The organism is Heyndrickxia sporothermodurans, assembly GCF_003055045.1.
Taxonomy (GTDB): Bacteria; Bacillota; Bacilli; order Bacillales; family Bacillaceae_C; genus Heyndrickxia; species Heyndrickxia sporothermodurans.
Genome location: NZ_NAZB01000042.1, coordinates 12,824 through 25,614, shown reverse-complemented (window position 1 = coordinate 25,614; position 12,791 = coordinate 12,824). Strand labels below are relative to the sequence as shown.

Below are 12,791 nucleotides of genomic sequence, written 5' to 3'. Positions count from 1 at the left end.
ATCTGTTAAAAATTGTTCAAAGCTGAACAAACTTTTCTTCTATGAATTATGATAAACTTATATGGCAGATAACCTTGGAAAAAGGAAAGAGGATAACTATGCGAAGCGATGTAAAGATCGATAAAAGTGTTCAAAGTACGTCTAGCGCAGTCTCAAAACAATCGCTAACGACCATTTTGGCACAGACGGTTAAGACCGGTATTATTAAATCAAACTTATTAGCCATGTTTGCAGGGTTAACATTGGCTTTATTTATAAATGATTATAGCCCGCTTGAGAAGATTCCTGAGATCATTTTAGCGATGATCGGATCAGCTCTAGTGATAGGTGCTGCAGGTGCTTTTAATAATTTATATGACCGTGATATTGATTCCATTATGGAACGGACAAAAAATCGCCCAACAGTAACAGGTGCACTGCAGCCAAAAACTGTACTCCTGCTTGCTATCATCATGTCCGTAGTAGGATTAGTATCCCTTGCATTTACAACACCACTTGCCGCACTCTTCGGGCTTCTTGGTTTATTCTTCTATGTTGTGCCTTATACAATGTGGACGAAACGCCGTACCATTTATAATACGGAAGTTGGAAGTATTTCAGGAGCAATGCCTCCACTTATTGGCTGGGCAGCGATTACAACTAACATGATGCATCCAGCACTTCTAGGCCTGTTTGTCATCATGGTTCTTTGGCAAATGCCTCATTTTTATGCAATTGCCATCCGCAAGTATGATGATTATAAAGCAGCAAATGTTCCAATGCTTCCTGTCGTTAAAGGATTTAAGCGAACTTATATACAAACAAATATCTACTTGATTGCTTTAATTGCTGCAAGTTTTCTTTTTATCACATTTAGCATCGGGATTATGTTAGTCGCACTCATTTTAAGTATTGCCTGGCTTATCTTAAGTATTGTTGGCTATAAAAAAATGACAACTAAAAAATGGGCGACAACAATGTTTATTTTTTCACTTAATCATCTCACTATTCTTTTTGCGACCATCATTGTTTATTCCTTTATTGGAAGTACATTTTTATAGGGCTGTCTCGTTAAGATAAGTAGTTTTCGATAACATGGATAAAATCTAAAATCGCAGCACAAATAACATTATAATTAGCACAAAAGCTTGGGATTTTTTTCTCAAGCTTTTGTTAACTAATGGAGAAGTTGTACAAGCTCATTTAGACGCTAAATCGAGTTTGATAAATAAGCGGAAAAATTTCTCTTATTTAAGAAATAGCACTGAAAATACCTCAAATAGCCGGAAAGATTCCGACTATTAACTTGAAAAACGCAAAAATAAGTAATTTTGCTTTGCTTAATCGGAAAAACTCCGCTTATATTCCCCGAACCGAGATCCATTCTGCTATTTTACCGGAAAATATCCGCTTATTTTGATTATCCTCAAAAAGGACATTAATTGGTCTACCGAAACGGAACTACTTATCGTTAAGAGAAGCCCCTTTTTTTAAACTGCTCCTTTAATAATCTTATAAATACTTCCAGTGCTTTCGTTTGAAAGGAAGTTCGTAAGACGACTGAAAAACTTCTTTTAAAAGGAGTATCTTTAACAGGGAGAGTTTTTAACAATCCCATCGAAATTTCCTTTCTTATTGCCAGTTGAGACAAAAGAGTGATGCCCAATCCGGATTCTACGGTTTCTTTTATTAATTGGGTACTGCCGAATTCCATCGTATCTGTTGGAGCTATGGATAACCGTTTGAAAATGGTTTCTGTTGCCTCTCGCGTTCCTGAGCCTATTTCGCGGATAATCCATGTTTCCTTCTCTAAGTCGGAAATTGGGATCTCCTTTTTTTGCAAAGATAAAGGATGAGTGGAAGAGGCAACAACATACATCATATCTTCGGTAAAAGATTCAATTGAAAGATGCGGGTCCTTATATTCTCCCTCAATAATTCCGACATCCAGTTGGTGACCAATAACTAACTCTGAGATCTCTTTCGTATTCCCAATTGTAATCTTAGGTTTAATGAGTGGAAATTGTTGATGGAGTTTCGCAATTAAGTGTGGCAGCACATATTCACCGAATGTATAGCTCGCTCCAATAGACAGCGGTCCACTTGCCCGATTCGTCAAATCGTCAATGAGGCCCTGCATTTTCGAATAAAGTCCTAAAATTTCCTTTGCGTGATAGTACACAATCTCACCTGCTTTATTTAAGCGAACGAATTTATTGCTCCGATCAAGCAGCTTTGCCCCATAAGATCGTTCCAATGCTTGTATGTATTGACTCACTGCAGGCTGCGTCATATGAAGCTCCTCGGCCGCACGTGAAAAATTCCCCTTATCTACAACCGTGACAAACACGAGTAAATGCTGATCCATCATAGCTTCCCTCCCCCCTTTATAAGTTTTACTTATTATGAACATCATATATATTTATTTTCCTTATCGTCAATGATGAATTATCGTAATAGTATAGAATAATTTTGGAGGTGTTGACATGGAAGAAAGAGCAAAAGTACTTGAACCGATGGAACCGAAGCGAAAACCGTCTTCCCTCCTTTGGGTCGGTGGCATTGCATTTACCTTTTTTATTGCTTTACTTGGCTTCTTTTTAGCAAAAGTCCCAGGATTCGATCATGTCGGCCAGCTTGCATCCGCGATAGTGATTGCTATTGTGTTCCGACAATTTTTTGGATACCCGGAAGCGATTCGATCGGGAATTAATTTTTCATCGAAGAAGCTTTTGAGATTCGCTATTATTTTATACGGATTAAAATTAAATATTAATACGGTGTTTCAAGACGGAATCGGTCTGCTTATTCGTGATGTAGGTGTGATCGCCTTTGCGATTCTCTTTACGATGTGGCTTGCTAAAGTGTTTAAAGCGGATAAAACAATTTCCCTTTTATTAGGAGTCGGAACCGGAGTGTGTGGGGCCGCTGCGATTGCCGCTGTCGCTCCAATCATTAAATCAAAGGACGAAGAGACTGCAATTGGAGTTGGAATTATTGCTTTAGTTGGAACAATCTTTGCCATTGCTTATACAATTCTTCGCCCTATTTTACCATTAACCCCTGTCGAGTATGGGATTTGGTCTGGCACAAGTTTACACGAAATTGCCCATGTGGCCTTAGCCGCTGCACCGGGTGGAGAGGATTCCTTAGCAATCGGTTTACTAGCTAAACTAGGACGTGTTTTCCTTCTTGTTCCGCTTTGCTTTATTTTCATGTATTTTGTGAATCGAAAAAAACACGGGAAAGAAACTGCTGGAAATAAAATTGAATTTCCATGGTTCTTAATTGGGTTTATCGTTATGAGTCTATTCGGAAGCTATGTTCTTGGAAGTCAGATCCCTGTATCCGACGGCTTTACGAATGGCGTTTCCAATGTAACAACATGGTGTCTAACTGCTGCCATGGTCGGCCTTGGCCTTAACGTCAGCATAAAAGACCTTCGCACCAAAGCCCTGCGACCACTTATCGCCATGGTCATCACATCGATCTGTCTTAGCGTCATCGTTTACTTTATCGTGTAAAAATTTTCATAAAACAAAAAAGCCTATAGAATGTAAAAAGACTAGATCACATTTAGGAACCAAGACTTTATATAAATAATAAGCGGAGAATTTCCGTCTATTGTATATAAGGGTGGGTTAAGATGTAGATATAAGCGGAGTTATTCCGATTAACTGCTCTAAATGAGCCAAAATCCAAAGATTTGGATGAGGTAAGCGGAAAAACTCCCCTTATTTTTAGGGAAATATGAGTATTTCCCTAAATTAACGGAATTTTTCCGTTTATTTTTCAAACTCGGTAAAATCAACCTTCAGTTATAAGTACAAACCCTCCTACCAAATTTGGACAGTTTTTTACCCCTTAATTTTAATTTGCTAATCGTGTGTTTTTTTAATAATTTTTTACAATAAACAGAGGTTTTTCAATAAATAGAAATATTTAAATAACATACGCGCTCATATCTAATAATTGAAAACAGGAGGAAATTCTATATGATACATCGAACAATACACCGAAAGATTATTGGGTTAAATGCACTTTTTATTTTGACTATATAATCAAGGTGCGTCCATCAAATGAAAAACTTTATTATAATATCGGTATCTTTAGTCTTAGTATTAATTAGTGGTTGCTCTCAAACAAGTTCAAAAGGAAGTAAGGATTTTATGGAGATTGTAGGTGATAAATCGGTATCTAAAATAGAAGTGATTGACGGGAGAAATGGAAACCGACACACTATTACTGAAAAAGACAAAATACAACAATTTATTCAACTTCTTAATGAAAAAGAATATAAAGAAATGGAAAATCACGAAAAAACAAAAGGTTATATATATAAAGCCGTTCTCTCTTCCAACAATAAAGAATTTAATATAACCTTCCTAGATAATGAAATTAAAATAAATGATACTTATTATTCACTTAATAAGCCCATTGGGGAAAAAGATATATCAAGTTTAATAAAAGAGGATTGATTACTATTGGTCAATCCTCTTTTTTCACGACATTTATCAGCCAACCCAATTGTATTAGTAATACCATTTAGCATCAGTGCATCTCTTTGTAAAAAGAGCAATGTTTACGAAAAGCGCCTTAAATCACAAATTCCTTATACCTTTCATAATCACTCTCTTTACATTCCAACACAAGCTTCGTTCCCGTTTCCTCATAACTCATCCCCATCACATTTGCATGATCTTTAAAATAGGAAATAATCCTTCCTTGATCATAAGGAACTAACATTTCACACTGAACATAATCTGTGAAAATTTCCTTCCTAATCAACTCGATTAATTCATCGATTCCAATTCTTTGTTTTGCAGATAGAAATACATCTTCACCGCGAATCATCGGAATTTGAACATCCATTAAATCAGATTTATTGTACGCATAGATGGTTGGAATGTTTTCAATTCCAATATCCTTTAATGTTTCATTCGTAATGTCCATAAGCCGTTCATAATTCGGATTGGAATAATCAACGACATGAATTAATAAGTCACTTTCTGCTACTTCCTCTAAAGTCGATCGAAATGCTTTAACAAGATGGTGAGGGAGCTTACTAACAAATCCGACGGTATCCGTTAGTAAAAATGACTTTTGGTCAGCTAAAGAAATGCTTCGAACTGAAGTTTCCAATGTCGCAAATAGCATATCCTTTTCAAATACCTGCTTATTTTCTAGTGGGTTAAATTTTTCTACCAACGCATTCATAATGGTTGATTTCCCCGCGTTTGTATAGCCAACGAGCGAAACAACAGGCACATCATTTTTCTTCCGTTGTTTACGTTGTGTTTTCCGATGGGCAACTAAATGCTCCAATTCTTTATTTAAGGCAACGATTTTTGCCTCAATTTTTCGACGATCAAGTTCTAACTTTGTTTCTCCGGCACCTCTGTTGGCCAAGCCAGATCCACCACCCTGACGACCTAAAGATGCACGAAGACCGACTAAGCGCGGTAGCATATATTGCAGCTGGGCAACCTCTACTTGCAGCTGTGCCTCTTTCGTTCGCGCACGTTCAGCAAAAATATCTAATATTAAAATCGTCCGGTCAATAACCTTACAATCAATATCCGCCTCTAAATTTCGAATTTGTGATGGTGATAATTCATCATTAAAAATAATGACATTTGCTTCTACCATCTCCCCAAGCGCACGAATTTCATCAATTTTTCCAGTCCCTACATAATGTGATTTATTGATTCTTTGAAGATTTTGTGTAATTTCTCCAACGACTTCGATATCACATGCTTCCGTTAAATTTCGAAGCTCTTCCATTGAATAGTCAAAATTGTCTTGATGGTTTAAATTAACCCCTACTAATATCGCTTTTTCCCTTAGTTCCATAAAATTGCTCCCTCCATTTTCTAAAAATAAACTTACAAATCTGCTCGCTGCACGCACCTGAGTATCGGATAATGTATATAATTCCCCAAAAATAAGGGAGCACCCTTATAAGCAGTTCCAAAAAAAGACAACAAAAAAAGAGGGCAGAATCGTTCCTCCCTCTTTATACTATAAATGTTTCAATAAAATAGGGTTCCTAAAAGTAGGCAGACCAATCCGATTACTCTGCACAGGATTAGCAGAGTCTTGCGCTATTTAATTAGCGGCACAAAGCCTTAAATCGGATTCTTACAAACTTCAAGGCTACCCCTCCGTTCTAAAAAAGTTATCTTAATATTACCACATCAATATGTAGATAACAATAAAGAAAAGAAAATCCTTATAGAAAAACAAAAAACCTAGCAAGGGGGGGTTTTCCTTGCTAGGCAACATCTATTTTCGAGTCAGGGGGGACTCGGATTAGATTACTTAATATAAAGCTTACCGCTCGCCAGTTTTGTTCCTACATTGCCATAATCGTCTTTTACTTTTACTTCGACTACCGCTCCATCTGCTTTTGTGCCATTTGGTACGGTCCAGTAGCCAACATAATGACCAGATGATGTTTCCATCATTGGCAATTCCGTTGCATTATCACTGGAAACGTTTGTTAAAGGCATGTGAATAGCGAATGTTGCTTTTAATCCCGGTGCACTATCAAATTCGATTTTGATTGAATCACCTTTCTTCAAATTCTTGTCAGCATCTGGCAATAGATTTTCGATTGCAGGTGCATCGTACTGTGCATGTACGGTTACCTTCTTCGTTACTTTATTGCCCGCTTTGTCTTGAGCAACGACTTTAATGACGTTTTCGCCATTTTCAAGCATCACACGTTTTGAATATTTACCATCGGTTACAGTAGCTTTTTGACCGTCAACTTTAACCCAATCAAGATTGGCGTCGCTGACCTTACCTTCAACAGTTACTGTTTCCTTATTTGTCTTAGAATCATTTTTCGGACTATCGATTATCAAATTCGGTTTTGTTTTGTCATACACCACTTTAACTGGTGCGGACGGTTCTGTTGAACCAGATTCCACAGAAGCTTTCGCTGTTAGGACATTTTCTCCTTCAGTTAGAGCCACATCTGCAGAGAATGTTCCTTTATCTGTTGCTTGAACAGTTTTCACCTCTTCACCATTGTTTAAGATGTGTACATTTGTTGAAGGTGAAGCAGTTCCTTCTACAGTTACTGTTCCTTCATTTGTAAATGAACCATCTTTAGGTGAAGTGATTGCTGGTACGTCCACTTCATAGCTTACACGGGCACGAATCATATAGTTTCCTTCATCTGCAGGAGATTGACTCCATGCTCCGCCTACGTATTGCCAGCTGCGTTTTGCATTTGGACTGCTTTCATCTGTTGCTAAGCCTGGAGAAGCAGTGTTAATTTTACTTTGAATGTAAACCATGTAGAAGTCACCATTTACTGAGATTCCTTCTCCAGATAAATCAACAACTGTCCACTCACCATTACGAAGTGCAGTCGCATTGATTGGACCAGCAATCTTCTTACCTGGTGCGCCATTAGTTCCTGTTGCATCCCAAACTTCTACTTTGAACTCTGTTCCACCTGGTACAGGCCATTCAGTATCCCAGAAACGGAACACTCCAGCTGTAACAATTGCCGTCTTTTTACCTTCAGGTAGTGACATTTTCACTGCCCAGCCATTACCCGCATCATAGAATGCACGCGCATTTTCAGCTGTACCATCGTCATAACCAATTTCTCCGCCAGGGTAACTAATGATTGGAACTAAATCAATATTAACGTTTGCTGTTTCTCCACCTTCTACCGTTACTTGTTTTTCTTGGCCATGATAGAATGGTGCAATGATTTTCAACGTATATGTGCCTTCATAAGCAGTTAATTCATAGTGTCCATTCGCATCCGTTTGTACCGGTGTCACCGCAGCGTCTTCAACAAGTAGAACCGTTGCACCTTGTAAAGGCTCCCCAGTCGATTTGTTTTTCACCGTACCACTAATATTTCCTTTTGGCAGCTCATCTAAAACAAAGTTAGCTGTTGCTACCCCATCATTTTCAATCGTTACACGTTGTTGCTTAGAACGGAATCCATATGCATCTGCTTGTATAGTATAGTCGCCAGCTGCATGTGTCATTTCATATTCGCCGTTAGCTGGATTTGTTGTTACTGAACGTCCAGTTTCTACTACACTTACTTGAGCATTCATCGGTAATAGTGTAGGATTAACTTGTTCCTCTTTCGCCGGAGGGGCATCCTTTTTAGGTAATTCTGGCTTAATTGAAGCTGGATTTACCTTTTCTTTTTTCATAGAATCCTTGTCATCGCCTTTTTCGACTCCAAGATTCATGTTGCCTTTGGAAGTTTTACTGCTAATCGAATTAGCGGAAAGCTTCACATCATCAATATACCAACCTTGTTTTTGTACACTTCCATCCGTAGTTACGTTGAAGCCAATGTAGATTCGTTGACCTGCGTAAGCAGATAGATCTACTTCTTGATCTGTCCATGCAGTTGTTGTTCCATTTAAACGTAGAAGCTGTGTCCAATTTTCCCTATCTGTTGAAACAAATACATGAGCGAAATCATAACGAGTTTCTAGCTCATACCAGTTTTTAAATTGAAGGTATGAATTACCTTCCGGAAGATCGATTGGCGGCATTACCAACGTCATGTTTGCACTGTTATCATAGTTTCCAGCAAGGTTTGTCGCATAAACCTTTTCACCGGAGGCAGCACTTCTTAGTCCGGAAGTTGGTACACCCCATTGCCATGAATCTTTTGTTCCAAAAGAGCTCCAGCCCGTTGGTGTAGATTCAAAGTCTTGAGAATAGCCAACAGTGATTCCAGGTTTCACTTCTACACTGTATTCATTACTTGTCACTTCATTATTACCAAAGTCATTCATTTTCCAACGATACGTTAAAGAAGGAGTAGCAATTTTATCCCCAGGAATCTTCGCGGAATATTCTCCAGATTTAAAATCACCTGATTTTCTTTGTGCATCAATGCTCTTCCATTCATTTCCTTCTTTATATTCCAAAGTAACTGAAGATACGCTAATATTATCACTTACTTGGACTGTTAAAGGTAAATCCATTCCTGCATATGTTTCAGTTGGTGCACTATGTTCGAAAGTTGGAGCTTCATTGTCATCCCCGTCTTTCGTTACTTGACCTTTCACTTTTCCTAGACCATTCATAATGGATGAAACTGCATCAAATGCATTCACTAATCCGTGTCCATAGCCATTGTTTGGACTTTCAGGGAAAGTGGTATCTGTTAAAGGCGTTGCAGTGTTCATTAAAATTTCTTCAATTTGATCAACTGTCAATGATGAGTTTACTTGCCGTAACAACGCAACTACAGCTGATACATGCGGTCCAGCCATCGAAGTTCCATTCCAACCGCCTTCATACACGCCTCCAGGTACAGAAGAACGAATATTTACTCCAGGTGCAGCAATATCAGGCTTTATTTCACCATATGGAGAAGGACCTTGTAAGGAGAAGCTTCCTAATTTATTGTTGATATCTGTTGCACCAGTCGCAAAGCTTTCAGGATAGTTTGCTGGATTTGCGATTGATCCTGGTCCACCAGGTTCAAATATGTCTGTGTTCCCCGCAGAGAATTCTGGGAAAATTTCCGCTGCTCGCCAGTTTTGAACCATTTCGCGATACCATTCATCAATTCCACGGCCGCCGCCCCATGAGTTATTGACAACATCTGGCGCCATTTCAGGATGTGGATTCCCTTGTGCATCCTTTGGAGCAAGAATCCATTCAGCAGCTTCTAGTAGATCTGCGTCTGTGCCACCCGTAGCTGTGAACGCTTTTACCGCAATCCACTTTGCTCCAGGAGCTACACCAATTTGGTTCGCCCCATTAGGCTCAGAACCGACCATTGTTCCCATTGTATGTGTACCATGTCCTTGGTCATCATACGGAGTAGACTGACCTGCAGTTGCATCAAACCAGTTCATTTCATGATTTGGGCTATTTGGGTTTGCTGCATTGTAACCACGATATTTTTCTTTTAATGCCGGGTGATCCCATTGTACACCTGTATCGATATTGGCGATGACCGTTCCCGATCCATCAATTCCCATATCCCAAACTTGTGGTGCACCTACGCGATCAATATTCCATTCAATATTGTTAGTGCCAGCTTTTTTCTCAGCTGTTTTTGCACTTTTTTCAGCTTTTGTATTCTTTTCAGCTTTTTGATCCTGTTTATTCGGTGCAGCTACACCTGTTTTATATAGCTGACGCGTTTCGTTCGGGAGGACTTTCGCTACCGCTTCAAAGCCAGCAAGCTTTTGCATGACTTCCTTCGTAGCTGTTATTGCCATCCCATTGACAATATAGAAGGATTCAAAATTCTTTACATTGCCGTTTTTCTTTTCCTTTTTTAAATACTTAATCACATCGTCTTGTGTTTCTATCGCAGTCGCTCTTAATTCGGAGACAACCGCTGATCGTTTTGCAAGCTTTGTTTTAATTCCTGACAGCTTCGCCTTTTTGGCATTGGTTGCCGCTTTTTTAGCAACTTTAGCTGTATCAGCCTGTTCCTTAAATTTGATTAAAAAGGTTACCTTTTCATCGGCTGTGTTGAACTTTTTAAGAAGTGCATCACTAATTTTCGACTTCGTAACACTCGAATCCAAAACCGATGTATGTGGTTTTTTCGTTACTGATAATGAAGCAGCATTCGCAAAACTTGGTGTTAAAAGCGAAACTGACATTAACACTGTGGCCAATACACTTGTGGCCTTCACAACCTTTTTCTTCCTCGGCATTCTTTTTCCTCCCCTTCAAAATAATTTGCTCTTTTCGTTCATGAAAAAAGCCTTTGACAATAGAAATGACAACTGTATCCTCCTTTCTCTAGACTTTCTTGGTGAAGGTTCTTAGTTGTCAACTTAAATATATCGCTTAGGTTTTAAAAAAATTGTCTAAATTTGTCGACTAAGGTCTGAATTTTCAGGATTTAGTCATTTCGTAGGAATGGAAATTATTAAGCAGGGGCAAAAGTACTAAATATTACCAGGAGTGTAATTTTTGTTACACAGCGAAAATATTGGCAAAATAACCCTTCTATTAATAAATCATATAGGGACTCCTTACTATGTTAAAAAAATTCCATTTCAACCCCCAAAAAAATATATACATCAACCTAGTAGGGATAATTATGAATCATTATTCATTGTCTGAATTAATCCGAAAGTCCTTGTAGTTGATAACAAAGAGTTTTATATTTTGGTAATACGAACTACTTTTGAGACTGTTTTATTAATGAGTATCCTTCTTTTGACATGCATTGGTATTCTATAATGACTTCTTTCGTATACTTGTACGATATATTTGACAAAATAGAAGGTCTCGAATGATACTAGTCAGTAGCAATAAGAAAAATGGAGGATAGGAATGAAGAAAACAAATAAACGAACTGTAACGATCGCCCTTTTTGTTGCAACCTTTTTGACTGCCATTGAAGGAACTATCGTTAGTACTGCAATGCCGACAATTGTCAGTAATTTAAAAGGGATCGAATTAATGAATTGGGTTTTTGCAATATATTTACTTACTTCTGCTGTAACTGTTCCGATTTTTGGAAAGCTTTCTGATTTATACGGCAGAAAATTTATTTTTACACTTGGTACAATTATTTTCCTTATTGGCTCTGCACTTTGTGGACTTTCACAAACGATGGAACAATTAATTATTTATCGTGCGATCCAAGGAATTGGTGCTGGTGCCATTTTGCCCGTCACAACTACGATTATCGGGGACATCTATCCATATGAAAAACGGGCAAAGGTACTAGGGTTTATGGGGGCCGCTTGGGGAATTGCCGGTGTTATTGGTCCACTTGTCGGTGGTTTTTTCGTCGATCAGCTATCATGGCATTGGATATTCTATATTAATGTTCCATTCGGAATTGCCGCGATGCTGATGGTTGGCTTTTCTTTGAAGGAAAATATCGAAAAAACGAAGAAAAAAATCGACTTTGCCGGTGCGATTACTTTTTCGATAGGTATGCTCGCCTTGCTTTATGCCTTACAACGCGGCGGCGATACGCATAATTGGACATCTCCATCGATTATTCTTTTGCTTATAAGTGCAATTATCTTACTTATATTATTCGTTTTTATTGAATCGAAAGCAAAAGAACCGATGATTCCATTACAGCTATTTCGTTTAAGGGCCATCTCGGTCGCTAATGCGGTTGGTTTTCTCGCAAGTTGTATATTAATTGGTATAACTGTTTATTTTCCGATGTGGGTTCAAGGGGTTATTGGCCACGGAGCTACTATTTCAGGTTTAATGTTGGCGCCAATGTCTCTTACATGGATGATTGGTTCATTTCTCGGCGGGCGAATGTTGCTGCGTCAAGGTGAACGTGTAACCGTTGCAGTCGGTATGGGAATTATCGTTATTTCGGCGATTTGGTTAATGTTTTTCTCGATTAACACACCTGAGCTATTTTTCTATTTATTAGCTGCATTAATCGGAGTTGGCTTCGGAATGGTTATGACGATAACGATGGTTAGTTCTCAGTCTGCAGTTGATTGGTCGATGCGCGGGGCGGCTACTGCATCTAATACGTTTTTCCGTACATTAGGACAGTCCGTCGGGGTGGCCATACTTGGAACTTACTTTAATTCGACCGTTGTAACAAAAACCGCACATTCCCATGTAAAAACAGATAGTCTTAATCAATTGATTAATCCTAACTTGGCACAGAAGCTGCCTGAAGAAGCACGATCTTCTTTAAGGGAAATTCTCGTGTTTGGTCTGCACCATCTATTTATTGCAATGATGGTGATTGCCTTATTAGGCTTCTTTGTTGCATTTTTATCTCCAAAATTAAAAGCAGAAGAAAGAGGATAAGTTAAAAGGAAGAGGCTGGTATCAAGTTTGATACCAGC

The 12,791-nt window shown here is 38.5% G+C and carries 7 protein-coding genes; 4 read left to right on the top strand and 3 right to left on the bottom strand.

Features of this window, described 5'->3' with window-relative positions; translation table 11 throughout:
* Positions 1 to 98 precede the first annotated feature (98 nt).
* On the top strand, positions 99 to 1,040 hold the full coding sequence (gene cyoE / locus B5V89_RS15435) for a heme o synthase (protein WP_066235000.1): 942 nt from the start codon (positions 99 to 101) through the stop codon (positions 1,038 to 1,040).
* Positions 1,041 to 1,450: 410 nt separating this feature from the next.
* Here the strand turns inward: cyoE and B5V89_RS15430 are convergent, their stop codons facing one another.
* Positions 1,451 to 2,347, bottom strand: coding sequence for a LysR family transcriptional regulator (locus tag B5V89_RS15430; RefSeq protein ID WP_107920528.1), 897 nt, complete (start codon positions 2,345 to 2,347; stop codon positions 1,451 to 1,453).
* Between the two features lie 118 nt (positions 2,348 to 2,465).
* Here B5V89_RS15430 and B5V89_RS15425 point away from each other — a divergent pair, with 118 nt between their 5' ends.
* Positions 2,466 to 3,503 carry a YeiH family protein gene (locus B5V89_RS15425; protein ID WP_066235003.1) on the top strand — a complete coding sequence of 346 codons (1,038 nt, stop codon included), beginning with the start codon at positions 2,466 to 2,468 and terminating at the stop codon, positions 3,501 to 3,503.
* A 555-nt stretch (positions 3,504 to 4,058) separates the two neighbouring features.
* Positions 4,059 to 4,457, top strand: coding sequence for a hypothetical protein (locus B5V89_RS15420; RefSeq protein ID WP_108072822.1), 399 nt, complete (start codon positions 4,059 to 4,061; stop codon positions 4,455 to 4,457).
* 118 nt (positions 4,458 to 4,575) lie between these two features.
* Here B5V89_RS15420 and hflX read toward each other — a convergent pair whose 3' ends face one another.
* Positions 4,576 to 5,832: a GTPase HflX gene (gene hflX, locus B5V89_RS15415; protein WP_107920656.1), complete on the bottom strand. Its 1,257-nt coding sequence runs from the start codon at positions 5,830 to 5,832 to the stop codon at positions 4,576 to 4,578.
* 464 nt (positions 5,833 to 6,296) lie between these two features.
* Positions 6,297 to 10,658: a S8 family serine peptidase gene (locus B5V89_RS15410; protein WP_108072820.1), complete on the bottom strand. Its 4,362-nt coding sequence runs from the start codon at positions 10,656 to 10,658 to the stop codon at positions 6,297 to 6,299.
* Between the two features lie 628 nt (positions 10,659 to 11,286).
* Between B5V89_RS15410 and B5V89_RS15405 the strand changes: the two genes are divergently transcribed.
* The gene (locus B5V89_RS15405; RefSeq protein ID WP_108072818.1) at positions 11,287 to 12,753 is read left to right on the top strand and encodes an MDR family MFS transporter; all 1,467 of its coding nucleotides are present in this window, start codon (positions 11,287 to 11,289) and stop codon (positions 12,751 to 12,753) included.
* The last annotated feature ends 38 nt before the right edge of the window (positions 12,754 to 12,791 follow it).